Consider the following 22,354-nt stretch of genomic DNA (forward strand, 5'->3'; position numbering starts at 1 on the left):
CGGAGGCCACCCTTGCCACCGGGTCGCCATGCGTTTCCGTTTCGCCCTTCTCTTTCCGCTGCTTTTGCTCGCCGCCTGCGCCGGCTCCCGCCCCGACGGCGGCGCGCTCGAAGTGACGACAGTGGCGGCGCCGGGCGCGACCGAGCACGAACTCCTGGTGGCGGCGACGCGCGAACGGGCGAAGACCGGGCCGGCGATGTTCAATGGCGAACGGTCGACCGGACTCGACTTTGCCGACCTGTCGATCTCGGTGCCGCCAAACCACACCACCGGCGATATCGAATGGCCGTCGCCGCTGCCCGGCGATCCCACGAAACAGTTCGTGGCCCGTTCGCTCGCCTATGTCGATGGCGCCGACGCCTTCAGGGCGCGCCTGAGAGCCAGGGTCGCCGCCCTGCCCAAGGGACGGCGCGCGGTGGCGGTGATCGTCCACGGCTTCAACAATGATTTCGACGAGGCGGTGTTCCGCGCCACCCAGATCGTCCACGACACCGGCTTCGACGGCGTGACGGTGCTGTTCACCTGGGCGTCGCGCGGCTCGGTGTTCGACTACGTCTACGACCGCGACAGCGCCACCATCGCCCGCGATGGCCTGGAAGATCTGCTGCGCATCGCTTCCGAGAGCGGGGTCGAGGACCTCTTCGTCTTCGCCCATTCCATGGGGAACTGGGCGACCATCGAGGCGCTACGCCAGGCCAAGATCGCCGGCCATGGCGATTTCAACGGCAAGCTTCGCACGGTGGTGCTGGCGGCGCCCGACATCGACGTCGACGTGTTCAAGGCGGAGATGCGGGTGATCGGCCGGCCGAAATATCCCTTCGTGCTGTTCTCGTCGTCGGACGACCAGGCGCTTTGGCTGTCCGGCCTGATCGCCGGCGAAAAGCCGCGCCTCGGCGCCTACACGGAAGACAAGGAAGCCATCGCCGACCTTGGTGTGATCGTCATCGACATCTCCGCCACCGCGGCCACCGATTCGCTCGCCCACAACAAGTTCGCCGTCGTCCTGCCCGACTTCGTCAGCCGGCTTGGCGAACGCCTCAGGCGCGGCGACCAGCTGGCAACGGGGCGCGGCAGCCTCTCGGAAACGACGCGTGGCCTGGGCGATTCGCTCGGCAGTCTCGTCGGCAACACGGCCGGCGCCGTGATAACGCTGCCGGCCTATCTCCTGACGCTGCCGATCCGGGCGGTCGGCGGCTGATATCCAACCGATCAGCGTTTTCCAACGAGGTCGATCAGCCGGTCGAGCGTCCCCTCGTCGAGGCTGCCGATCCGTTCGGCAAGGCGGTTGGCGAGCTCGGTCGCCTTGGGAGACAGGCCCTCGGTATCGATGACGACGCGCGGATGCGACAGATCGGCCAGCCGCTCGAGTTCCTCGGCTTCGTCCCAGATGATGTTGAGATGGCCGATGATCCGTTGCAGAAGATCCCAGGTCGGCCGGCCGCGCCGGCCGTGCTCGAGCGCCGACAGATAGGCCGGCGAGACGCCGATCGCCGCCGCCATCGACTTCAGGGTCATGCCGCGCGCCTCGCGGATTTCGCGCAGGCGGGCGCCGAACGGCGTCATCCTTTTCCTTTCCGGCCCGACGGATCGCGACTTTCGCTCTCGGGGCTACTTCCTCTTGCGGATGCGCACATAGAGCGCGCCGCCGCCGCCATGCACCGGCCCGGCGTCCTCGTAGCCGAGCACGACCCGCCGGAATTCCGGCAGGCTCAACCAGAGTGGCACGACGCGCTTCAGCACGCCACGCTCGTGATCGTGCAGGCTCTGGAAATCCCCGCCGGGCCGCCCCTTGCCGGTGATGACCAGCACCACTTTCCAGCCCATGCTCTGCGCATGGGAGAGAAAGCCCGAAAGCCGGGCATGGGCTTCGTCCTGCCGGTAGCCATGCAGGTCGAGCCGGCCGTCGATGGCGGTGCGGCCGCGATTGACGGCCTGCCGCTCCCGCTTGCCGAAGGGATGCAGCTTCGGCAGGGCCGGCTTGGCGGTTGGCTGAGGCGGGGCGGCCGGCGGCAGGTGGACGAGCGGCCGCTGCGTCTCGGGCTCGGCGGCGGCGATCGCCGGTGGCGGCGCAACGATCTTTTCGGGCCGCAGCGGCGTCACGGTCTTCCGCACCGCCCGCCAGAGTTCTTCCTCCTCGGGAGCGAGCGGCCGGCCTTTGCGGCGGGACATCGGTCAGCCCTCCCGCGGCACGAGCAGGGTGAAGCGAGCCGGATCGCGCACCCGCGCCGCCAGCGCGAAGGCGTCGTCACCCGAGCCGAAGAAGATGTCGCCGCGCGCCGGCCCGACGATCGCCGAGCCGGTGTCCTGCGCCACCATCAGGCGCCGGAACGGCCCGGCGGCAAGATCGGCCTCGACGAATACCGGCGCATGGAAGGTGATGAGCGAGCGATCGACGGCCAGCGACCGGCCCGGCGTCAGCGGCACGCCGGCCGCGGCGATCGGCCCCAGGGCGGGATCGGTCACCGGCGCCTCGCGAAAAAAGATGTAGGAGCGGTTGCGGGCGAGCGCCGCCCGCCGCTCCTGCGGCGCGAGATCGTCGAGCCAGGCGCGCAGCGCGTCGGCGGTGGCTTCGGCCGGACTGCGCACGACGCCGCGTTCGAGCATCAGGCGCGCCACGGAAAAATAGGGATGGCCGCTTTTGGCCGCGAAGGTGACCCGCATGAGGTCACCGTTCGGCAGGCGGAGCCGCGCCGCGCCCTGAACGTGGATGAAAAAGGCCTCGACGGCGCTTTTCACGAAGGCGATCGGCCGCACGCGCCCGTCGAGCGCCCCCGCCATGATCGCCCCCCTTTCGGGACAGGCGGCAAGGCGCCCCCGTCCATCGTCGAGGGCCCAGGTCAGCGCCGGATCGAGAGCGCACCGGTCGTCATGGACGCCGACTTCGCGCAAACCGTCGGGCGGCGCGAGCAGGGGAACCGGGAATGCGAGCGAGGGGGCAAGCCGCGCCTCCACCTCCGGCTCGAAGAAGCCGGTGACGAAGCCGTCGCCGGCAATCGGCTCGATTCGGAACGGTCGGAAATGCGCCTCGAAGAAGGCGCGCGCGGCGGCGGAATCCACGGTGTCGCCGAGGGCGGCCGCCAGTTGGCCCTTCTGGGCCAGCGCTGCGCCGTCCGGTCCGAGGATTTTGCAAGTCGGGGTCTTGTCGATGAGGCGGGCTGCCGAGCGCCGGAAGGCCGCGAAGGCGGCGGCGTGGTCGTCGTCGATCCATCCGGGAAGGTCGGTGAAGGCGACCGCCACGAGATGGGCGGCGGGAAGCGCGTCGGCCAAGATGCTGTCAGCCCCCGGCATCGGTGGCGACGAGCTTCCAGTTCGGATCCGACGACCTAATCTCGCGGGCGAACGTCCAGACGTCGGTCACCTCGGCCACCCGTTGTGAATCGCCTTCGACCACCGAACCGTCGCGGCCGTGGGTAACCGAGATGAGCTGCGAGGAAAAGCGCACCGTCACCTGCGCCACGCCGTTCTCGATCCCGGCGTCGGCCACCTCCGCCTTGTCGATGCCGACGAAGGTGAAGTCTATTTTCTCGCCGCGTCCCTCGCGTTCGGCGATCACGCCGGAAAATCCGTCGAAGACTTCGCGCGACAGCAGCGGCTTCAGCGCCGCCCGGTCGCCGGCGGCAAAGACGGAGACGATCATCTCGTAGGCCGCGCTGGCGCCCGCCATGAACCCGTCGAGGTCGAAGTTGCGATCGGCCGAGGCGATCGCCTTGAGGCCGGTATTGGCGCTGCCGGCGGGGATCGCCTCGTCGATGCGGGCGAACACGGCTTCGCGCGGATCGGACCGGCCCTCGCGCGGCAGCGTCACCACATTGTCGCCCGCCGGCGGCGGTTCGATTTCCGCCTTGCGACCGGCGAACGGGTCGAAAGGCGGCTTCTCGTTGCCGGTGCGCGTGCCGAGCACGCTCCTGAGGCGCCAGAAAATGACGACGGCGATCACGAGGAAGATGAGGCTGGTGAGATCGAGGAAGGCGTTCATCCGAGCATCGTTTCCCTCAGTTGGCGCCGGAAGGGCGCAGCATCGCATTTTGTGTCGTCTGCCTATGTAGGCGACGGCGGCGGCGAGGGAAAGACGGACATGCGGTGAATCTGGAGCGATTTCGACGACACGGCCGCCATTTGCCGCCGTCGTCGCTGCGACCATATGGGAGCGACAGCGACCCTTGCGCCCGACCGGACGGCCGGCCATCATGCCAGAACACGCCGACCGAACCGGAACCGTCATGCATCTTTCGCCTTACCTGCCCGTTCTTCTCATCGCCTGGCCGATCGCCGAGATCGCGACGCTCATCTGGGTGGGCGGCCACCTCGGCGTCATCAACACCGTCGGCCTGGTGCTGCTCGCCGCCTTCGGTGGCCTGGCGCTGTTCCGCTATGTCGGTTTCGGCCTGCTGCGCCGCGTGCAGGCCGAACTTTCCGGCGGGCGGATGCCGACCGGCACGCTGCTCGAAGGCTTTGTCGTGCTCGTCGCCGGCATGTTGCTGATCCTGCCGGGCTTCCTGTCCGACGTGCTGGCCTTCCTGCTGCTGTTCGCCCCGGTTCGGCGGCTGATCATTGCGGCGATCGCCTCGCGTCTCACGGTGTCGACGGTTTCCTCGGGCCGCCGCCCCGCCGACGACGGTGTCGTCGATCTCGATGAAGACGAATGGGAAAGGCGCAACGACAGTGATTCGCCCTGGTCGGACCGCCCGCCGATCCCTCCGCCCGACCGTGACGGCGATCGGTCTTGATCTCACCCGTCAAGCCTGATAGCGCTCGGACCCGCGGAAAAATCGGGAAACGGCCCTCTGCTGCCGGTTCCACCTAACACGAGGGTCACCCTTGCGGGCGTTGTCGCCCCGGCTGGCCGGAGGAGTGCGAAAATGAGTTCGGTTCAGCCCGAAAACGGCGCCGCTGAAGCCCAGCCGTCGATGAGCGTCGTCGCCCAGTATGTCAAGGATCTGTCCTTCGAGAACCCGAAGGCGCCGGACAGCTTGCGGGCCCGCGAGACCGCGCCGCAGATTTCCATCGGCGTCAACGTCAACTCCCGCCAGCGCAGCCAGAGCGACTACGAGATCGATCTGCATCTCGAAGCCAAGGCGGCGATCGGCGAGGAAGTGGTCTTCAACGTAGAGCTGTCCTATGGCGGCCTCATCACCGTGCAGAACGTCCCGGCCCAGCACCTGCACCCTTACGTCAATATCGAGGGGCCGCGTCTGTTGTTCCCCTTCGCGCGCCAGATCATCGCCGATGCCGTCATCCGCGGCGGTTTCCCGCCGCTGCTGATCGACCCGATCGATTTCGTCGCCCTCTATCAGCAATATCTCGCTCGCCTGCAGCAGATGCAGCAGCAGGGCGCCGCCAACTGAGGCGAATGCTCCGAACCCGTCGCGAACGGCGCGTCTCCGGAAAGGGGCGCGCCGTTTGTCTTTAGGCGGAGGCCGCTCCTTGACCGCCGCTCAGGCCCCGAGATCGGAAAGATAGGTATTCTCGGCGCGGGAGCCGGCATAGGCCTCCGGCTCGATGCGGGCGAAAAGCAGCGCCTCGTCCCGGTCGCCGGGCGCGGCGAGAATGGCGCCGTCCGGCGCTGCGATGCGGGAAAGGCCCGCGTAGGCGAATTCGCCGCCGCCGCCGCAATTGTCGACATAGGCGACGAAAAGCTGATTCTCGAAGGCGCGCACGGCGATCATGTGGGCGGCGATGAACTCGCCCGATCCGCCGACCGGCAGGGCCGTCGGCACCAGCACCGCATCGGCGCCGGCCCGGGCGAGACGGCGGACATTCTCGGGAAATTCCACGTCGTAGCAGATCAGCAGACCGAGGCTCAGCCCGTCCTGGCGGACGATTGTCGTCGAGGGCGGCGCGGCGCGGAACCAGCGTCTTTCGTAAAGGCCATAGAGATGGCTCTTGCGATAGACCGCCCGGCTCTCGCCGCAGACCCAGAGCGCGCTGTTGTAGAGCGCGTCCCCGTGGCGCTCGGCAAAGCCGGCGACGATACCGATGGCATGCCGGCGGGCGATCGCCGCGACCCTGCCGGCGAGCGGACCGTCGGCCGGCTCCGCCAGAAGCGGCAGGTCGGGGCCGGCGCCGTAGCCGACGAGGCCGAGTTCCGGCGTCACCAGAAGGCGGGCACCGCCGGCCGCCGCCTCGGCCGCCCCCCGCTCCAGCCGGTCGAGATTGGCGGCGACGTCGGACGGGCGGGATTGCATCTGCAAGGCGGCGAGCAGCATCGGCGGCTCCACGGGATGGGGGTGAGTTCAAGAGGCATACAGGCCGGGCGTGCCCCGCTCAAGCCGTTGCCGCCCGTATGAGAAAAATGCTCTTCATATAAGCGGACTTCGGAAGCTGCCGGACTGGATCGGCCCGAATTTTGGCTTAAAACAAGGGTGCTGCTGCCGGTCATTTCGGCAGCCTTCCGGGGAGTTTTGCAAAAATGGGTCCGCAGGTCGATCCCGTTCCGTCCGATATCGTGGTGCCGAAGGAGGCCGACGTCGTCATCGTCGGCGGCGGAATCATCGGCACCAGCTCGGCGCTCTATCTGGCCGAGCGGGGCCTCAAGGTCGTGCTTCTCGAAAAGGGCCATGTCGGCGGCGAGCAATCGAGCCGCAACTGGGGCTGGGTGAGGCAGGCCGATCGCGATCCGCGCGAGTTCGATCTCATTCGCGAGGCGATGCGGCTGTGGCGGGAGATGGGCGCCCATGGCGTCGGCGATACCGGCTTCCGCGAGACCGGCATCTTCTTCGCTGCTCGCCGGGGGCGCGAGGTCGACGGCTACCGCGCCTGGGTCAAGGCGGCGGCCGAGCACGGCATCGCGTCCGAGGTGATCGAGGGCGAGGCGGTGCGCGCCGTCATGAAGGACGATCTGTCGCCGCCGCCGGCCGGCCTCTGGTGCCCGAGCGACGGCTGCGCCGAGCCGCAGAAGGCGGCGCCGGCCATTGCCCTTGCCGCCCGGGCCAAGGGCGCCGTCATCCTCACCGACTGCGCGGTGCGCGGCCTCGAGGTGGCCCTCGGCGAGATCGTGTCGGTGGTCACCGAGCGCGGCAGCATCAAGACCAAGCGGGTGGTGCTCGCCGCCGGCGCCTGGTCGCGCCGCTTCCTGAAGGATCTCGGCGTCACGCTGCCGCAGCTCAAGATGCGCTCGACGGTGTCGCGGACCAGCCCGGTGGCCGGCGGTCCCGATGCCGGCATCTGGGACGACGTGATCGGCATTCGCAAGCGCGCCGACGGCGGGCTCACCGTGGCCAACGGCGTCGCCAACGTGGCGGCGCTCACCCCCGACCATCTGCGCTTCGCCCTCGACTTCCTGCCGGCGCTCATGGCCGACTGGCAGCACGTGTCGCTGTCCTTCGGTTCGCGCTTCTTCCGGGAGATCGACGACTGGCCGACGAGGCCGCTCGACAAGACGTCGCCCTACGAGAAGACGCGCGTTCTCGATCCGCAGCCGGATGTCCGCTTCCTGCGCCGGACCATGACCGAATTGAAGCGCCGCTTCCCGTCGTTCCAGGATACGCGCATCGTCCAGGCCTGGGCCGGCTTCATCGACGTGACGCCGGACGTGGTGCCGGTGATCTCGGAGGTGGATGGCCTTTCCGGTCTCGTCGTCGCCACCGGTTTTTCCGGTCATGGCTTCGGCATCGGGCCGGGCGCCGGCTGGCTGGTCGCCGATCTCGTTACCGGAACGACGCCGTTCGTCGACCCGACGCATTTCCGCCTGTCGCGCTTCTCCGACGGATCGAAGCCGAAACCGGCATCGAGACTCTAGACTTCAGGCGGCGAGGTCGGCGACCACGGCATCGAGCACGAAGGCACCGGCCGGCGTGGTGCGGATGCGGCCATCGGGCAGCACCTCCACCATGCCGTGGGTGACCAGGTCGGAGATCCGTGCCGCGTCGAAGCGCCGGCCGGACAGCCGCTGATAGCGGGACGCGTCGATGCCTTCGACAAGGCGAAGGCCCATCAGCAGCATCTCGTCGCCGGCCATCTCGCCGAAGATTTCCTCGGTCTCGATCACGCCGTTGCCGGTCTCGGCGACACGCCGCATCCAGGCTTCCGGGTTGCGCTCGGCAATGGTGGCGAGGCGGCCGCGGTCGTCGCCGTGGACGATGCGGCCGTGGGCGCCGGGGCCGAGACCGATATATTCGCCGTAACGCCAGTAGAGGAGATTGTGCCGGCTTTCGCCGCCCGGTGTGGCGTGGTTGGAAATCTCGTAAGCCGGCAGGCCGGCCGCGCCGGTGATCGTCTGCGTCAGCTCGTAGAGATCGGCGGCGGCGTCGGCATCGGGCACCACCAGCTTGCCGGCGGCATATAGTTTCTCGAAGGCGGTGTCCGGCTCGATGGTCAGCTGGTAGAGCGACAGGTGGTCGGCGGCAAAGCCGATGGCGCGCCTGAGCTCGGCTTCCCAGGCGTCGAGGCTCTGGTCGGGACGGGCGTAGATGAGGTCGAAGGAAAGGCGCGGAAACGTCTCACGCGCCAATTCGAGCGCGCGGAGCGCCTCGTCGACGTTATGCAGCCGGCCGAGGAATTTGAGGTCCGCGTTGTTCAACGCCTGCACGCCGAGCGACAGGCGATTGACGCCGGCTGCCCGATAACCGCGGAAGCGCTCGGCTTCGACCGACGACGGATTGGCCTCCAGCGTGATCTCGGCATCGGCCGACATCTGCCAGTGATGGCCGATCAGTTCGAGGAGACGGCCGACGCTCTCCGGCTTCATCAGCGACGGCGTGCCGCCGCCCAGGAACACCGACGTCACCGTGCGGCCGGGGGTCAGGCGGGCATGGGCGGCGATCTCCCGCTCCATGGCGGCGAGATAACCGGCCTCGTCGATGCCCTTCGGCCGGACGTGGCTGTTGAAGTCGCAATAGGGACACTTGCGGGCGCAGAACGGCCAATGGACGTAGACGCCGAAACCGATGTCCGGCGTGCCCACGTCCGTCGCTGCCACGCCCGACAGGAGATCCCGTTCGCTCATCGGCTCACCCGCGCGGTCCGAAGCCTATGGGGAAGGCGCCCTCGACCAGCAGCTTCAACGACCGCGACCGGTGCGACAGCGGCCCCGGCACGCCCCAGATCGAGCCGTGCTTTTCCGCCTCGGTCATCTCGCCGAACGTCCTGGTCTCGCCGTCCGGCATGAAAACAGGATCGTAGCCGTGGCCGAAATCGCCCGAGCGCGGCGGCCACACCAGCGTGCCGTCGCGCTTGCCGAGATATTCCTGGGTATGCCCGTCCGGCCAGGCGAGGCAGAGCAGCGACACGAAGGTCGCCCGCCGCTTGTCCGGCGTCGCGGCGCCGACCTTGTAGAGCTCCTCCTCGACGAGTCGCATGGCCATCGACCAGTCGCGGTTCGGCCCGGCCCAGTCGGCGGTATAGACGCCCGGACGACCGTCCAGGGCTTCGACGCAGAGGCCGGAATCGTCGGCGAGCGCTACCTCGCCGGCGGCGCGGGCGGCGGCCAGCGCCTTGATGCGGGCATTGTCGACAAAGCTCTCGCCGTCCTCGACCGGCACCGGCAGGCCGAGGTCGCCGGCCGAGACCAGCTCGATGGGAAGACCGCCCAGCAGGAAATAGAATTCCCGGAGCTTGCCGTTGTTGTGGGTGGCGACAATCAGGCGCTTGCCGTCGATGCGGCGCTGTTCGGTCATATCCTCAGTCCTCTCAGGAGGCGATGGCCGCTTTCTGCAGCTCGATCAGCTTGGCGATGCCGCCCTTGGCCAGCCTCAGCAACTGCTGCAGCTCGTCTTCGGAGAACGGGGCGCCTTCGGCGGTGCCCTGGATCTCGACGAGGCCGCCGGAGCCGGTGATCACGAAGTTGGCGTCGGTCTCGGCCGAGGAATCCTCGATATAGTCGAGGTCGAGCACCGGCACGCCGTCGGAGATGCCGCAGGAGATGGCGGCGACGTGGTCGCGCAGCACCTTGGCCTGAGCCGGCACCAGATTGCGCCGGCGCATCCACTCGATGGCGTCGTAGAGCGCCACGAAGGCGCCGGTGATCGAGGCGGTGCGGGTGCCGCCGTCGGCCTGGATGACGTCGCAGTCGATGACGATCTGCCGCTCGCCGAGGGCGATCAGGTCGACGACGGCGCGCAGGGATCGGCCGATCAGCCGCTGGATCTCCTGGGTGCGGCCCGATTGCTTGCCGGCCGCCGCCTCGCGCTTCATGCGCTCGCCGGTGGCGCGCGGCAGCATGCCGTATTCGGCGGTCACCCAGCCCTTGCCGCCGCCCCTCAGCCACGGCGGCACCTTCTCGTCGACCGAGGCGGTGACGAGCACGTGGGTGTTGCCGAACTTCACGAGGCAGGAGCCTTCGGCGTGGCGCGACACGCCGCGTTCGAGGCTGACGGGACGCAACTCGTCGGGGGCACGGCGGGACGGGCGCATGGTTTCTCCAAAGAATATCGGGCGCGGAGCGATGGGCTTCGCAAGATCGCGCCCTTGTAGCGCTGTCGGGGAAGTCCCGTAAAGGGCGGCGATCGACGAACGGGCGGGAAAGCGGCGCTTCATTCCGGCCGGCGGCCGTGTATAAGGGGCCGGAACCTCCTTTCCTGCCCGGACGATCCGCCTTGGCCAAGCCGCCCTTCCCCGTCAAGCCCGCATCCCGCGCCGGCCGCCCCGCCTCCCGCAAGCCGGAGCGACAGGCGGACGCGGCGAAAGAAACGGCCCGGCCGGAGACGCGCGGTCACGAGGCTCGCGGCCCGGCCCGTCCGTCGGGAGCCGCGGCGCTGAAGCGACCGATGCCGGCCGTGCTCGGCCCGCGCCTCGCCGCCGAGGAGGTAGGATCGCTGCTCGTCACCGAGGGGTGGGACGATTATCGCCTTCTCGACATGGGCGAGGGCGAGAAGCTCGAGCGCTACGGTGCGCTGACCGTCATACGGCCGGAGCCGCAGGCCATGGGGCCGCGCCGGCTGGCGCCGTCGGTCTGGGCGGCGGCCGGCGCCGCCTTCACCGGCGACGTCGAGGAGGACGGACCGGGCCGCTGGCGGACGGAGCCGGGCATCGGCAGCGCCTGGGAGATGCGGGTGATGGGCCTGCCGGTCGTCTGCCGGCTGACCGCTTTCCGCCACGTCGGCATCTTCGCCGAGCAGATCGCCCACTGGACCTGGATGGCCGAACGGCTTCGCGCGCATCGCGGCCCGGAGCGGCCTAAGCTCCTCAACCTCTTCGGCTACACCGGTATCGCCTCGCTGATCGCCGCCGAGGCCGGCGCCGAGGTGACGCATGTCGACGCCTCCAAGAAGTCGGTGGCCTGGGGGCGGGAAAACCAGGCGCTGGCCGGTCTCGACGCCGCGCCCATCCGCTGGATCGTCGACGACGCCGTCAAGTTCGCCGAGCGCGAAGTGCGGCGCGGCAAGCGCTACGACGGCATCCTGCTCGATCCACCGCGCTTCGGCCGCGGCCCGGACGGCGAGGTCTGGTCGCTGGAAGCCGACCTGCCCCATCTTCTCGACCTGACGCGCCAGATCCTGGCGCCGGGACCGGCCTTCATGGTGCTGACGGCCTACGCCATCCGCGCCTCTTTCCTGTCCATTCACGAGATCACCGCCGATCTCCTCGGTCACCGTCCCGGCACGATCGCCTCGGGCGAGCTCGCCGTGCGGGAAACCGGCGATCCGGCGCGGCCGGGCCGGCTGCTCGCCACCTCGATGTTCTCACGTTTTCTCGGAGCCTGAGCCATGGCCGACAGGGAAAGGGCGCCCGGCGCCGTCCGGCAGATCACTTCGCTCGTCAATCCGATCGTCAAGGATATCCGGGCGCTCGCCATGAAGAAGGCGCGCGAGGAAACGGGACGGTTCCTCGGCGAGGGGCTGAAGCTCGTCACCGACGCGCTGGAGGAGAACTGGCCGATCGTCGCCATCGCCTATGCGCCGGCGGTGCGCGACCAGCCGCATGTGGCGAAAGCCGCCGCCGCCGTGCGGGCGCGCGGCGGCGACGTGCTGGAGATGGGCGAGGCGGTGCTCGCCAAGATCACCCGCCGCGACAATCCGCAGATGGTAGTCGGCGTGTTCGGCCAACGGCTGAAGCCGCTGGCCGACGTCAAGGTGGGTGAGGGCGAGGTCTGGGTGGCGCTCGAACAGGTGCGCGACCCCGGCAATCTCGGCACCATCATCCGCACCGTGGATTCGGTCGGCGCCAAGGGCGTCGTCCTGGTGGGCGACACCTGCGATCCCTTCTCCTTCGAGACGGTGCGCGCGACCATGGGCTCGCTGTTCCACGTGCCGCTGGTCAAGACCAATCGCGACGCCTTCCTCGCCTGGGCGAAGGCGACGGGCGTCCGCCTCGTCGGCACCCACCTCAAGGCGACGCACGACTACCGCAAGGTCGAAAGCCGCGCGCCGACGGTGCTGGTGATGGGCAACGAGCAGGCCGGCATGACCGAGGAGATGACGGCCGCCTGCGACGTCCGCGTCAAGATCCCGATGGCCGGCCGGGCCGACAGCCTCAATCTGGCGGTGGCGACCGGCGTCATGCTCTACGAGCTCCGGCGCGGCCAGCTGAGTTAAGTGAGTTCCTTGTAGTAGTAGAGCGTGCCGGTGTAGCCGCCGTGCGGTTTCAAGGCGTAATTCGGAATTTCGCCGGCGAGACGGAAGCCGCAGCGCTCGTAGAGCGGTCCGGCGCCGCCGTCGCTCGCCGTGTCGAGCACGATCAGCGTCCGCCCCTTAGCGCGAGCGATCTGCTCGGCCGCGCCGATCAGCGCCGTGGCGATGCCGCGGCCGCGATGGCTCGGCCGCGTCATCATCTTGGCGAACTCGGCCCGGTGCGGCTGGTTGGGCGGGCAGTCGAGCAGCAGCGTCAGCGTGCCGACGAGCGCCTCGCCGTCGAAGGCGCCGAGGATAACGCGCCGGCCCTCGACGGCGGCGGCGAGCGATCCCTGCCAGAAGGCGCGTGCGTCTTCCACGGCCAGCGGGTGCATGAAGCTGACCGAGCCGCCGCCGGCCACCGTCTCGACGATCAGCGTGGCGAGCGCCTCGATGGTGGCGGCATCCGGGCCGAGCGGACGGATGGTGATCTCGGGCATGTCAGCTCCTCGTCAGCGCTACGACATAGCGGGCCGGCGCGTCGCTCTCGTTGGAAATGGTCACGTCGGCCGGCGGGCCGAAGCCGAGGCAGTCGCCGGCCGCCAGTATGTGCCGGCCGTCCGGATCGCTGACGACGAGTTCGCCCTCGGCCAGCCAGACCACCTGCCGGATGAAGGCGTAGGAGGCGGCCGGCAGCAGGGCGCTTTTTCCCGGCGGCATGATCACCTCGACGATTTCCAGGGGATGGTCGGGGCGAAGGAAGACCTGCCGCCGGAGATAGCCGGTGTCCGGATCGCGCCAGATCGCCTGATCGGAAGCCCGGATCAGCCGGTCGGCGCCGGCTTCCGCCCTGACCAGCAGGCCGGCCAGCGTCAGATCGAAGGCGGCGGCGAGCCGGACCAGCACGCCCGCCGTCGGCGAGGCGTCGCCGCGCTCGATCTTGGAAATGGTCGCCTTGCCGACGCCCGAGCGCGCCGCCAGGTCGGCCAGCGACCAGCCGCGCCCCTCGCGCTCGAGGCGGATGCGGGCGGCCAGCCGGGCGCCGGCTTCGTCTTCAAAAGTATCCATACATCTCTTATAAGAGACGCCAACGCGGAAGGCAACGAAGAAACGAAGCTGCCAAAGGCAGCTTCCGGCACCAAGCGCCAAAGAAAAAGCGGCCGCCGATGGCGACCGCTTCCTCGAGTATTTTGCCCTTGCCGATCAGGCGTCGATGTCGACGCCGCTCGTTTCCTTGCCGAGCACCAGCGAGATGAAGGTAAGGCCGGCCATCACCGTCAGGTAGACGCCGACCCAGAACGGACTGCCAGCGCCATAGGTCCAGAGCGCCACGGCGATGAACGGCGCGACCGCGGCGCCGAGGATCGACGACACGTTGTAGGAGATGCCGGAGCCGGTGTAGCGGACGTTGGCCGGGAACAGTTCGGGCAACAGGGCGCCCATCGGACCGAAGGTCATGCCCATCAGCGTGAAGCCGATGATCAGGAAGGCCATGACGCCGAAGCTGCCGAGCGACAGGATCGGCACCCAGACAAGGCCGAACAGCATGATGGCGGCGGTGACCCAGAGCAATGTCCGCCGGCGGCCCCAGCGGTCGGCCCAGGGACCGGACACCATGGTGAAGATGCCGAAGAACACCACGCCGACGATCATCATCATGACGAAGGTGCGATAGTCGTAGCCGAGGCCGGGGATCGGCGCCGTGGTGGCGGCGCGGCCATAGCTCAGCGAGAAGGTGGTCATCAGGTAGAACAGCACGTAGGTCGCCAGCATGTAGAACGTGCCAAGGATCAGTTCGCGCCAGTGATGGCGCACGGCGTCGGCCATCGGCAGCTTGCGCACCTTGCCGGACTTCACCGTGTTCTCGAAGGCGGCGCTTTCCACCAGGCTGAAGCGCACCCAGAGCCCGACGATCACCATCACGGCCGAGAACAGGAAGGGAATGCGCCAGCCCCAGTCGAGGAAGGCCAGCGACGGCCGCGTCGGATCGTCGGACGGCAGGGCCGCCGAGATGATCAGGAACAGGCCGTTGGCGATGATGAAGCCGATCGGCGCGCCGAGCTGCGGGAAGGTGCCGTAGAAGGCCCGCTTTCCCGTCGGCGCATTCTCGGTGGCGACCAGCGCCGCGCCACTCCATTCGCCGCCGATGGCGAAGCCCTGGGTCAGGCGCATCACCACCAGCAGGAAGGGCGCGAACCAGCCGACCGAGGCGTAGGTCGGCAGGCAGCCGATCAGGAAGGTGGCGATACCCATGGTCAAGAGGGCGGCGACCAGCGTCACCTTGCGGCCGCGCTTGTCGCCGAGATGTCCGAAGAACACCGCGCCGAGCGGCCGGGCGACCATGGCGGCGCCGAAGATGGCGAAGGAGGAGAGCAGCGCCGTGGTGTCGTTGCCGGCCGGGAAGAACAGGTGCGGGAACACCAGCACGGCGGCCGTGGCGTAGACGTAGAAGTCGTAGAACTCGATGGTGGTGCCGACGAGGCTGGCGAGGATGACACGCGCGCGCGAATTGCCGGCGCGGACGGTGCCGGACGCACCGGCGAGAGTGGTACTGGACATGGCTTTCCGTTCGTCAGAGGCACCCACCCGAAAGGTTGAGATCCCTCGGCGACAGCGGATGCACGAAAACAAGGGCGCGGAGCAAAAACCCCTTTCGGGCCGGTCGGCTTTTGCTTCGTTCGTTCTTTGCGATGTCCGCGACGGCGTTGGCAGGCCGAAGAGACACCGCTGGAAGCGCGTTTATTAGACGAAGGTCGCGCTCATGTTAAGCGGCCAACGAGCGTTTCCAGAAATTTTGTTGCGCATGGCTGCCATGTTGAGACCGAACCGTTCGTGCGGCCCAATGCTTTTGAAAGAAAGCAAATGGTTGTCGACGGCATCCTTCACGCGGCCACGCGAGTCTCGACGGAACAGAAGGCCCCTATTTGTTCCCTTCTCGTTCTTGACAGGCCAATGGGCATCCGCTTAGGTTGTGGCGGCTTGGGGGAATGAACAATGGTCGCGCACGTCAGGACCGTTTGCTTTCAGGGCGTCGAGGCGACGCCGGTCGACGTTCAGGTCCACATGGGACCGGGCAAGGTGTTGTTCAACATTGTCGGCCTCGGTGACAAGGCGGTAACCGAAAGCCGCGAGCGGGTCCGCGCCGCGCTGGCCGCTTCCGGCCTCGCCCTGCCGGCCAGGCGCATCACGGTCAATCTGGCACCCGCCGACCTGCCCAAGGAAGGCAGTCACTACGATCTGCCGATCGCGCTCGCCGTGATGGTGGCGATGGGCGCCTTGCCGGCCGACGCGCTCGCCGACCATGTCGTGCTCGGCGAACTTTCCCTCGATGGCACCATCGCACCGGTGGCCGGCGTGCTGCCGGCGGCGATCGCCGCCAACGCCGAGGGGCTGGGGCTGATGTGTCCGCGCGCGTCCGGCCCGGAGGCGGCGTGGGCCGACGCCGAAATGCCGATCTTGGCGCCGATCAGCCTGATCGCCGTCGTCAACCATTTCAAGGGCACGCAGGTGCTGTCGCGGCCCGAGCCGAGGGTGGCCGACGCCATGGCGGCGCTGCCCGACCTGGCCGACGTCAAGGGTCAGGAGAGCGCCCGCCGGGCCCTCGAGGTGGCGGCCGCCGGCGGCCACAATCTCCTGATGATCGGCCCGCCCGGTTCCGGTAAGTCGATGCTGGCGAGCCGCCTGCCCTCCATCCTGCCGGCGTTGACGCCGCCGGAACTGCTGGAAATCTCCATGATCGCCTCGATTGCCGGCACGCTCGCCGACGGCCGGCTGTCCGATCGCCGGCCGTTTCGCGCGCCGCATCATTCGGCGTCGATGGCGGCATTGGTGGGCGGTGGCGTGCGGGCCAAACCCGGCGAGATCTCGCTGGCCCATCGCGGCGTGCTGTTCCTCGACGAGCTGCCGGAATTCGCTCCGGCGGTGCTCGACAGCCTGCGCCAGCCGCTCGAGACCGGCGACGTGGTGATCGCCCGCGCCAACAATCGCGTCACCTATCCGGCCCGCTTCCAGCTCGTCGCCGCCATGAATCCCTGCCGCTGCGGCCTCGCCGGCACGCCGGGTCATACCTGCCGGCGCGGGCCGGCCTGCGCCGCCGAATATCAGGAGCGCATCTCCGGCCCGCTGCTCGACCGCTTCGATCTCACCATCGAAGTGCCGGCCGTGTCGGCATCCGATCTGATCGGCGCACGCCGCAGCGGCGAGCCGTCCGCGGCGGTGGCCGCCCGTGTCGCGGCGGCGCGCGCCATTCAGGCCGAGCGCTATGCTTCGCTCGGCCTCGACGCGTCGGTCACCAACGCCACGGCGCCGGCGGCGGTGATCGATGGCGTGTCCGAGCCCGACAACGCCGGCATGGCACTGCTGAAACAGGCGGCCGAGCGGCTGTCGCTGTCGGCGCGCGGCTATCACCGCGTGCTGAAAGTGGCACGCACGCTCGCCGATCTCGATGGCGCCGATGGTGTCGGCCGCCTGCACGTCGGCGAAGCGCTCGCCTATCGCACCGGTCCCGACCGGCGGTCGCGGGCGGCGTGACCGACAGGTGACGACCCGGCCGAATCGGCAAGCCATCCGAGCGTGATTGTCGGCCCGTCCTTGAGCACCGCGGCGGAAATCTCGAATTTTCGCCTGATCATCAACCGATTGGCAACCTTGCCGGCCTAGCCTTCGCTTGCCCTGTCGAGAGCGGCGGGGCCGGCGCATTCCTTGCTGGGGCGTCGTATGACCGCGCCGCACCCCGGGACGGACATGACCGGCCAACAGCACACTCCGCCCGACGACGCCTCGTCGCCACGCCTGTCTGCCGGATGGCTGCGCCTGCCGCGCGCGCGCTGGCGCCGCGCGCTGTTCCTGGCCTCCGCCGGGCTGGCGCTTGCCGCCGCCGCCGTCACCGTTCTCGTGTCGCTCGCCGCCTCGCCACTGCTTCTCGCCGTCATCGCCACCGTCGTTTTCGGGGGAGTGCTGTTCGAGGCCGGGCGTCGATCGGCCCGCCGTGACCTCGGCCGGCTCTATGACGCCGCCGTCGGCTCGGCCGACGAGGGCGACGGGCTCGGCGATCTCGTCATCCGCCGCGATGCCGCCGGCCGGATCACCTCCACCAACACGGCCACCACCGCGCGGCTCGGCCAGTCGCCGGGCGCCTTCATCGGCCTCGACTTTTCCGACTTTGCCGCCGATCTCGCCACCGGCGAGCTATTCGTCGCCTCCGACGTGGTGGCGCACGACGTGCGGCGGCCGCGCGCCGATCCCTGGCAGCAGTTGCGTCGCCGCCTGACGGCCCTCGCCGCCCTGTCCGGCCAGGGCGTCGTCAGGCAAGGGCCCGGCCATCTATCCGGCGATGTCTCGATCGAGACGGTCGACGGTCCCCGCTGGTTTTCCTTCTCCGAGGCGCCGATCGTCGAGGACGGCAGGGTGGCCGGCACCCGTACGCTCGGCCGCGACATCACCGAGCGCAAGGCGATCGAAGCGGCGCTGGAAAAGACCCGCGACGAGGCCGAGGCGGCGAGCGCCGCCAAGAGCCGTTTCCTCGCCGTGGTCAGCCACGAGATCCGCACACCGCTCAACGGCATCCTCGGCATGACCGCCTTGATGCAGAAGACGCCGCTGTCGGCCGAGCAGCGCACCTACGCGCGCGCCATCGAGACCTCCGGCGAGGCGCTCCTCACGCTGATCGAGGACCTTCTGGATTTTTCCAAGATCGAGGCCGGCCGGCTGACCTTGCAGCCGGAGCCGACCTCGCTGGCCGCCGTCGTCGAGGACCTCGTCGAATTGATGGCGCCGCGTGCCGAGATGAAGGGCATCGAGCTCGCCGCCTACATCGACCCGCGGCTCGATTGCCTTGTCCATGCCGATCCGATCCGCGTCCGGCAGGTGCTTTTCAATCTCGCCGGCAATGGCATCAAGTTCACCGCCGAAGGCGGCGTCGCCATCGAGCTGCAGATAACGGAGGAGGGGGAAGGCAGCGTCGGCGTCTCCTTCCTGGTGCGCGACACCGGCATCGGCATTGCCGAGACCGATCAGCAGCGCATCTTCGGCGAATTCGAGCAGGCCGATCCCGGCCCGGCCCGCGCCCACGGCGGCACCGGCCTCGGCCTCGCCATTGCCCGCGAGCTGACGCGGCTGATGGGCGGCGACATCCGCCTGGTGTCGGCGCCCGGCGAAGGCGCCAGTTTCAGTTTCGCGCTGCGCTTTCCGCTGGCCGAGGCGGGCGCCCAGGCCGGCCCCGCCGTCCCGCCGGCCACCGCTCCGACCGGAACGGTCGGCGAGCCAGAGGATTCGTCCGGCGCCGTGGGGGCTCGTGCCGCCTTCGCGTTGCTTGCCGCGAGCTTTTCGGCGAAGGACAGCGCCCCGGCGCCGGCTGTGGCCCCGCCGGTCGATCGCCGGTTCGCCGGCCGCCGCATCCTCGTGGTGTCGCATGCCCTCATCGAGGGACCGTTCCTGATCCGCCGCCTGTTCGACGCCGGCGCCGACGTGACGCTGGCGACCCAGAAGGATATCGAGCAGGAAGTGGTCGGCTCCTGGCAGCCGGATGCCGTTCTCATCGACGCCGCCGCCGGCGATCCGCTCGCCGTCATCGAGCGTATCCGCGCCTTCTCGACGACGCCGGTCGGCGTGCTGATCACCGCGGCCGAGCGGCCGATGCTGCCGGAGTTGCAGGCCGCCGGCTATGGCGCCTATCTGGTCAAGCCGGTCAGGGCGCGCTCGCTGTCCGCCGTCGTCGAGACGCTGCTCGGTCATGGCCAGTTCGCGGCCGCGGCGGAGCCGGCTCCCGCCGACCCGCTGCCGCCGGTCCATCGATTGTCGGTCCTGCTCTGCGACGACAACGAGATCAACCTGTTGCTCGGCCGGGCGTTGGTCGAGCGGGCCGGCCATGCCGTCACGCTCGGCGCCGACGGCCAGAAGGCATTGACCGCCACCGCCGCCATGCTGTCCTCCGGCGGCAGCTTCGACGTGGTGCTGATGGACCTGCACATGCCCGAGATGGACGGCATCGAGGCGGCGCGACGCATGCGGGCGATGATCGCCGACCGCGGCGGCCGCCAGCCGGTGATCGCCGCGCTGACCGCCGACGCGCTGCCGGAAACCAGAGCCCGCTGCGAGGAGGGCCTGTTCGACGCCTGGCTGTCGAAACCGCTCAGGCCGGCCGACCTCGAAGCGCTGCTCGATGCCAGCGCCAGCGGCGAGGTCGCCCACGCGTCCTGAACAGGGTTCCGCGACGATTGGGAAAGGCGAGGGGCGGGCACGGCGGTGCCGTCCCGTTTGTGTTCCTTGTCGATAAAGTGCAATACGACGTGCTGTAATCCGCCGGCGGGCGATAGGATCCGGCCGGGCTTCGCCCGTCCGCAATCGGCGGGCGTGGCCGAAACGAGGTGAGCATGCCAAAGCAGAATACCGTCTTCAAGGATGCCTATAACCGGTGCCTGCGGCTGCTGGTGGTGGGGGAAAGCCTGCCCTCCGAGCCGGAGCTCTGCACTCTGCTCGGCGTGTCCCGGACGACGGTGCGTTCCATTCTCTTCCAGATGGTCGAGACCGGCCTGATCGAATGGAACAAGCGCTCCAAGGCGGTGCAGCGGCCGCCGACCAAGGCCGACTTCTTTCCCGAGCACGAGACCAGCTCGCTGTCGGAGGTGATCGAGCGCATGTTCATGCAGCGCATCCTGATGGGAAGCGCCGAACCGGGCATGCAGATCAACGAACTGGAGCTCGCCCGTGAGATCGGCATCGGTACCACGTCGGTGCGCGAATTCCTGATCCGCTTCAGCCGCTTCGGTCTCATCGAGAAGCGGCCGAACAGCCACTGGGTGCTGAAGGGATTCACCCGGCAGTTCGCCGAGGAACTGACCGACGTGCGCGAGATGTTCGAGCTGAAGTCGGCCGCCGCCTTCGTTCGCCTGCCGGCCGACCATCCTGCCTGGACCGAGCTCGAAACCCTGCGCCGCGCCCATGCCGAGGTGTTCGCCGACATCGACAGCCGCTATCTCGAATTTTCCGCGCTCGACGACCGCCTGCATCGGCTGATCCAGCAGGCGTCGGACAACCGCTTCATCATCGACTTCTACGACATCATCGCCATCGTCTTCCACTATCACTACCAGTGGAACAAGGCGAATGCCCGCGAGCGCAACGGCAAGGCGATCCTGGAGCATCTCGACTATATCGACGCGCTCAAGACGCGCCGGCCGGAAGCCGTCGAGGCCGCCTGCCGGCTCCATCTCTCATCGGCGCGCCTGTCGCTGATGCAGTCGCTATCGGCTACCTCTACGGCGACCGGCGTTGCTCAATAGGCGGCCACCTTCTGGCGCTGCTCGCCGAGCCCCTCGACGGAGAGGCGCAACACGTCGCCCGCCTTGAGGAATTCCGGCGGCTTGCGGCCCATGCCGACGCCCGGCGGCGTGCCGGTGGTGATCACGTCGCCCGGGTCGAGCTTTACGAAGCGCGACACGTAGGACACCAGCGTCCGGACGCCGAACACCATGGTGGCCGTGTTGCCGCGCTGGCGCGGCGCGCCGTTGAGGTCGAGCTCCATGGCGAGCGCCTGCACGTCGGCGATCTCGTCCGGCGTCACCAGCCAGGGGCCGAGCGGGCCGAAGGAAGGGGCGCTCTTGCCCTTCAGCCACTGGCCGGTGCCTTCCATCTGGAAGGCGCGTTCGGAGACGTCGTTGCACAGCACGAAGCCGGCGATGTGGTCGAAGGCGTCGGCCTCCTCGACCTGCCAGGCGGTCTCGCCGATGACGATCGCCAGTTCCACTTCCCAGTCGAGCTTGGTGGCGCCCGGCGGGATCAGGATGTCGTCGTTGGGGCCGACGATGCAGTTGGGAGCCTTGCTGAACAGGAGCGGCTCGCGCGGCACCGTGCCACCCGTTTCGGCGGCGTGGTCGGCGTAGTTCATGCCGACGGCAATGAAGTTGCGCGTGCCGGCCACCGGGGCGCCGAGACGCGTGCCCTCGGGCACCAGCGGCAGGCTCTCCGGATCGAGGGCGGCAAGCGTGGCGAGCGAGACCTTCGACAGCGTCGCGCCCGAAAGGTCGGCGACGCGAGCCGAGAGATCGCGGTAGCGGCCGGCGGCGTCGACGAGGCCCGGCTTTTCGGCGCCGAAGGCGCCGTGGCGAATGAGCTTCATGGGGAGCATCCTGGAAAATAAGCGGCATCCGCTTCTACCGCAGGACGTCGGCATCGGAAAGGCGGCAAGCGGCGTCCCGTCGCAGCATCCGCTCCCCCTTGCAACCTTCGTCGGGCTCCTGACCCTGCTTTTTTCCTTTACTGTTCCGGGACGACGTCTACGGAAACTGCGGATGAGGGCGCACGGCCAGTTGTTGCTGTCGGCAGAAGAGGAGGTTCGCCATGGATGACGATGCACTGTTCCTCGGCTTTGATCTCACTGCCGTCGAGCCGGAGGATGGCGGCCCCGACCCCGACCGGATCATCAAAGGCAATCCGCGCAGCCGAACCTGGCTGGTCGAGGAACGCGACGTCGAAAAGCTTTACGCCGGCGTCTGGGAATCGACACCGGGCGCCTGGCGCATCGCCTATGACGAATGGGAGTTCTGCTCCATCCTCTCGGGGGTCTCCATCGTGCACGAGACCGGCAAGGAGACGCCGCGTGTGCTCAGAACCGGTGACAGCTTCATCCTGCGGCCGGGCTTCTCTGGCATCTGGGAGGTGGTTGAAACGACGCGCAAGCTGTTCGTGGTGCGCATGCCGTAAGGGCGGCCTCGATCGAAATAAGGCGGCCTGAAGCCTGTCGGCGATTTCGCCTGCCGGGCGCCCGGCGCGGAGGGATCGCCCGGTTTGAGCTGCGGTGGCAATTTGCAAAACAAAAACTTTCGGGCGGCGACGGGATGCCGCCGCCCGGTAATGACCGATGGTCGCAGGGA

The 22,354-nt window shown here is 68.6% G+C and carries 22 protein-coding genes; 10 read left to right on the forward strand and 12 right to left on the reverse strand.

From position 1 onward, the window contains the following. Window positions 1–28: 28 nt before the first annotated feature. Window positions 29–1,198, forward strand: coding sequence for an alpha/beta hydrolase (locus CJ014_RS12725; RefSeq protein WP_100080848.1), 1,170 nt, complete (start codon window positions 29–31; stop codon window positions 1,196–1,198). Between the two features lie 11 nt (window positions 1,199–1,209). Here CJ014_RS12725 and CJ014_RS12730 read toward each other — a convergent pair whose 3' ends face one another. Genes CJ014_RS12730 through CJ014_RS12745 form a run of 4 tightly spaced genes read right to left on the reverse strand, consistent with a single transcriptional unit; the run spans window position 1,210 to window position 3,976 of the window. Continuing rightward, complete coding sequence (locus tag CJ014_RS12730; protein ID WP_100080849.1) at window positions 1,210–1,563, reverse strand: helix-turn-helix domain-containing protein; 354 nt, start codon at window positions 1,561–1,563, stop codon at window positions 1,210–1,212. Window positions 1,564–1,608: 45 nt separating this feature from the next. Beyond that, on the reverse strand, window positions 1,609–2,169 hold the full coding sequence (locus CJ014_RS12735) for a Smr/MutS family protein (protein ID WP_100080850.1): 561 nt from the start codon (window positions 2,167–2,169) through the stop codon (window positions 1,609–1,611). 3 nt (window positions 2,170–2,172) lie between these two features. Beyond that, window positions 2,173–3,267: a murein transglycosylase A gene (gene mltA / locus CJ014_RS12740; RefSeq protein WP_245427297.1), complete on the reverse strand. Its 1,095-nt coding sequence runs from the start codon at window positions 3,265–3,267 to the stop codon at window positions 2,173–2,175. A 7-nt stretch (window positions 3,268–3,274) separates the two neighbouring features. Beyond that, a complete protein-coding gene (locus CJ014_RS12745) occupies window positions 3,275–3,976 on the reverse strand; it encodes a Tim44/TimA family putative adaptor protein (RefSeq protein ID WP_100080852.1) in 702 nt (233 codons plus the stop codon). A gap of 244 nt (window positions 3,977–4,220) precedes the next feature. Here CJ014_RS12745 and CJ014_RS12750 point away from each other — a divergent pair, with 244 nt between their 5' ends. Beyond that, window positions 4,221–4,727 (forward strand): FxsA family protein, encoded by a 507-nt coding sequence (locus CJ014_RS12750; protein ID WP_165790831.1) that lies wholly within the window; start codon window positions 4,221–4,223, stop codon window positions 4,725–4,727. A 132-nt stretch (window positions 4,728–4,859) separates the two neighbouring features. Continuing rightward, the gene (secB, locus tag CJ014_RS12755) at window positions 4,860–5,345 is read left to right on the forward strand and encodes a protein-export chaperone SecB (RefSeq protein WP_100080854.1); all 486 of its coding nucleotides are present in this window, start codon (window positions 4,860–4,862) and stop codon (window positions 5,343–5,345) included. Window positions 5,346–5,435: 90 nt separating this feature from the next. Here the strand turns inward: secB and CJ014_RS12760 are convergent, their stop codons facing one another. Further along, entirely contained in the window at window positions 5,436–6,206 is a 771-nt protein-coding gene (locus CJ014_RS12760) for a carbon-nitrogen hydrolase family protein (RefSeq protein WP_100080855.1), read from the reverse strand. 203 nt (window positions 6,207–6,409) lie between these two features. Here CJ014_RS12760 and CJ014_RS12765 point away from each other — a divergent pair, with 203 nt between their 5' ends. Further along, window positions 6,410–7,738, forward strand: coding sequence for an NAD(P)/FAD-dependent oxidoreductase (locus tag CJ014_RS12765; protein ID WP_100080856.1), 1,329 nt, complete (start codon window positions 6,410–6,412; stop codon window positions 7,736–7,738). Window positions 7,739–7,741: 3 nt separating this feature from the next. Here CJ014_RS12765 and hemW read toward each other — a convergent pair whose 3' ends face one another. The 3 genes from hemW to rph are packed head-to-tail and all read right to left on the reverse strand — an operon-like array spanning window position 7,742 to window position 10,350. Beyond that, complete coding sequence (gene hemW, locus CJ014_RS12770; RefSeq protein ID WP_207765741.1) at window positions 7,742–8,944, reverse strand: radical SAM family heme chaperone HemW; 1,203 nt, start codon at window positions 8,942–8,944, stop codon at window positions 7,742–7,744. A gap of 4 nt (window positions 8,945–8,948) precedes the next feature. Next, a complete protein-coding gene (locus CJ014_RS12775) occupies window positions 8,949–9,614 on the reverse strand; it encodes a non-canonical purine NTP pyrophosphatase (RefSeq protein WP_100080857.1) in 666 nt (221 codons plus the stop codon). A 13-nt stretch (window positions 9,615–9,627) separates the two neighbouring features. Beyond that, window positions 9,628–10,350 carry a ribonuclease PH gene (gene rph / locus CJ014_RS12780; protein ID WP_100080858.1) on the reverse strand — a complete coding sequence of 241 codons (723 nt, stop codon included), beginning with the start codon at window positions 10,348–10,350 and terminating at the stop codon, window positions 9,628–9,630. A gap of 182 nt (window positions 10,351–10,532) precedes the next feature. Between rph and CJ014_RS12785 the strand changes: the two genes are divergently transcribed. Both CJ014_RS12785 and CJ014_RS12790 read left to right on the forward strand, forming a co-directional pair. Then, window positions 10,533–11,639, forward strand: coding sequence for a class I SAM-dependent methyltransferase (locus CJ014_RS12785; RefSeq protein ID WP_100080859.1), 1,107 nt, complete (start codon window positions 10,533–10,535; stop codon window positions 11,637–11,639). Window positions 11,640–11,642: 3 nt separating this feature from the next. Continuing rightward, window positions 11,643–12,470: a TrmH family RNA methyltransferase gene (locus tag CJ014_RS12790; RefSeq protein ID WP_100080860.1), complete on the forward strand. Its 828-nt coding sequence runs from the start codon at window positions 11,643–11,645 to the stop codon at window positions 12,468–12,470. Here the strand turns inward: CJ014_RS12790 and CJ014_RS12795 are convergent. The 3 genes from CJ014_RS12795 to CJ014_RS12805 all read right to left on the reverse strand — a co-directional run bounded on the left by CJ014_RS12795 (window position 12,467) and on the right by CJ014_RS12805 (window position 15,044). Further along, window positions 12,467–12,985: a GNAT family N-acetyltransferase gene (locus tag CJ014_RS12795; RefSeq protein WP_100080861.1), complete on the reverse strand. Its 519-nt coding sequence runs from the start codon at window positions 12,983–12,985 to the stop codon at window positions 12,467–12,469. The genes CJ014_RS12790 and CJ014_RS12795 overlap by 4 nt on opposite strands. Window position 12,986: 1 nt before the next feature. After that, a complete protein-coding gene (locus CJ014_RS12800; protein ID WP_100080862.1) occupies window positions 12,987–13,553 on the reverse strand; it encodes a helix-turn-helix domain-containing protein in 567 nt (188 codons plus the stop codon). Window positions 13,554–13,688: 135 nt separating this feature from the next. Beyond that, window positions 13,689–15,044, reverse strand: coding sequence for an MFS transporter (locus tag CJ014_RS12805; RefSeq protein WP_100080863.1), 1,356 nt, complete (start codon window positions 15,042–15,044; stop codon window positions 13,689–13,691). Window positions 15,045–15,479: 435 nt separating this feature from the next. On the opposite strand from CJ014_RS12805, the gene CJ014_RS12810 reads away from it, so the two are divergent. The 3 genes from CJ014_RS12810 (at window position 15,480) to CJ014_RS12820 (ending at window position 20,764) form a co-directional block, all read left to right on the forward strand. Continuing rightward, window positions 15,480–17,015 carry a YifB family Mg chelatase-like AAA ATPase gene (locus CJ014_RS12810; RefSeq protein WP_100080864.1) on the forward strand — a complete coding sequence of 512 codons (1,536 nt, stop codon included), beginning with the start codon at window positions 15,480–15,482 and terminating at the stop codon, window positions 17,013–17,015. 213 nt (window positions 17,016–17,228) lie between these two features. Next, window positions 17,229–19,682, forward strand: a complete 2,454-nt coding sequence (locus tag CJ014_RS12815) for an ATP-binding protein (protein WP_165790832.1) — start codon at window positions 17,229–17,231, stop codon at window positions 19,680–19,682. Window positions 19,683–19,855: 173 nt separating this feature from the next. Then, complete coding sequence (locus CJ014_RS12820; RefSeq protein ID WP_100080866.1) at window positions 19,856–20,764, forward strand: GntR family transcriptional regulator; 909 nt, start codon at window positions 19,856–19,858, stop codon at window positions 20,762–20,764. Here CJ014_RS12820 and CJ014_RS12825 read toward each other — a convergent pair. After that, the gene (locus CJ014_RS12825) at window positions 20,758–21,600 is read right to left on the reverse strand and encodes a fumarylacetoacetate hydrolase family protein (protein ID WP_100080867.1); all 843 of its coding nucleotides are present in this window, start codon (window positions 21,598–21,600) and stop codon (window positions 20,758–20,760) included. The genes CJ014_RS12820 and CJ014_RS12825 overlap by 7 nt on opposite strands. Window positions 21,601–21,821: 221 nt before the next feature. Between CJ014_RS12825 and CJ014_RS12830 the strand changes: the two genes are divergently transcribed. Next, a complete protein-coding gene (locus CJ014_RS12830; protein ID WP_100080868.1) occupies window positions 21,822–22,184 on the forward strand; it encodes a cupin domain-containing protein in 363 nt (120 codons plus the stop codon). Window positions 22,185–22,354 lie beyond the last annotated feature (170 nt).

This window comes from Pleomorphomonas carboxyditropha, from assembly GCF_002770725.1.
GTDB classification, from domain to species: domain Bacteria; phylum Pseudomonadota; class Alphaproteobacteria; order Rhizobiales; family Pleomorphomonadaceae; genus Pleomorphomonas; species Pleomorphomonas carboxyditropha.

Excerpts from the sequence above, each read along its gene's own strand:
- CJ014_RS12725 (WP_100080848.1), top strand. The coding sequence starts at position 29 with ATGCGTTTCCGTTTCGCCCTTCTCTTTCCGCTGCTTTTGCTCGCCGCC.
- CJ014_RS12730 (WP_100080849.1), bottom strand. The coding sequence starts at position 1,563 with ATGACGCCGTTCGGCGCCCGCCTGCGCGAAATCCGCGAGGCGCGCGGC.
- CJ014_RS12735 (WP_100080850.1), bottom strand. The coding sequence starts at position 2,169 with ATGTCCCGCCGCAAAGGCCGGCCGCTCGCTCCCGAGGAGGAAGAACTC.
- CJ014_RS12745 (WP_100080852.1), bottom strand. The coding sequence starts at position 3,976 with ATGAACGCCTTCCTCGATCTCACCAGCCTCATCTTCCTCGTGATCGCC.
- CJ014_RS12750 (WP_165790831.1), top strand. The coding sequence starts at position 4,221 with ATGCATCTTTCGCCTTACCTGCCCGTTCTTCTCATCGCCTGGCCGATC.
- secB (WP_100080854.1), top strand. The coding sequence starts at position 4,860 with ATGAGTTCGGTTCAGCCCGAAAACGGCGCCGCTGAAGCCCAGCCGTCG.
- CJ014_RS12760 (WP_100080855.1), bottom strand. The coding sequence starts at position 6,206 with ATGCTGCTCGCCGCCTTGCAGATGCAATCCCGCCCGTCCGACGTCGCC.
- CJ014_RS12765 (WP_100080856.1), top strand. The coding sequence starts at position 6,410 with ATGGGTCCGCAGGTCGATCCCGTTCCGTCCGATATCGTGGTGCCGAAG.
- hemW (WP_207765741.1), bottom strand. The coding sequence starts at position 8,944 with ATGAGCGAACGGGATCTCCTGTCGGGCGTGGCAGCGACGGACGTGGGC.
- CJ014_RS12775 (WP_100080857.1), bottom strand. The coding sequence starts at position 9,614 with ATGACCGAACAGCGCCGCATCGACGGCAAGCGCCTGATTGTCGCCACC.
- rph (WP_100080858.1), bottom strand. The coding sequence starts at position 10,350 with ATGCGCCCGTCCCGCCGTGCCCCCGACGAGTTGCGTCCCGTCAGCCTC.
- CJ014_RS12790 (WP_100080860.1), top strand. The coding sequence starts at position 11,643 with ATGGCCGACAGGGAAAGGGCGCCCGGCGCCGTCCGGCAGATCACTTCG.
- CJ014_RS12795 (WP_100080861.1), bottom strand. The coding sequence starts at position 12,985 with ATGCCCGAGATCACCATCCGTCCGCTCGGCCCGGATGCCGCCACCATC.
- CJ014_RS12800 (WP_100080862.1), bottom strand. The coding sequence starts at position 13,553 with ATGGATACTTTTGAAGACGAAGCCGGCGCCCGGCTGGCCGCCCGCATC.
- CJ014_RS12805 (WP_100080863.1), bottom strand. The coding sequence starts at position 15,044 with ATGTCCAGTACCACTCTCGCCGGTGCGTCCGGCACCGTCCGCGCCGGC.
- CJ014_RS12810 (WP_100080864.1), top strand. The coding sequence starts at position 15,480 with ATGGTCGCGCACGTCAGGACCGTTTGCTTTCAGGGCGTCGAGGCGACG.
- CJ014_RS12815 (WP_165790832.1), top strand. The coding sequence starts at position 17,229 with ATGACCGGCCAACAGCACACTCCGCCCGACGACGCCTCGTCGCCACGC.
- CJ014_RS12820 (WP_100080866.1), top strand. The coding sequence starts at position 19,856 with ATGCCAAAGCAGAATACCGTCTTCAAGGATGCCTATAACCGGTGCCTG.
- CJ014_RS12825 (WP_100080867.1), bottom strand. The coding sequence starts at position 21,600 with ATGAAGCTCATTCGCCACGGCGCCTTCGGCGCCGAAAAGCCGGGCCTC.
- CJ014_RS12830 (WP_100080868.1), top strand. The coding sequence starts at position 21,822 with ATGGATGACGATGCACTGTTCCTCGGCTTTGATCTCACTGCCGTCGAG.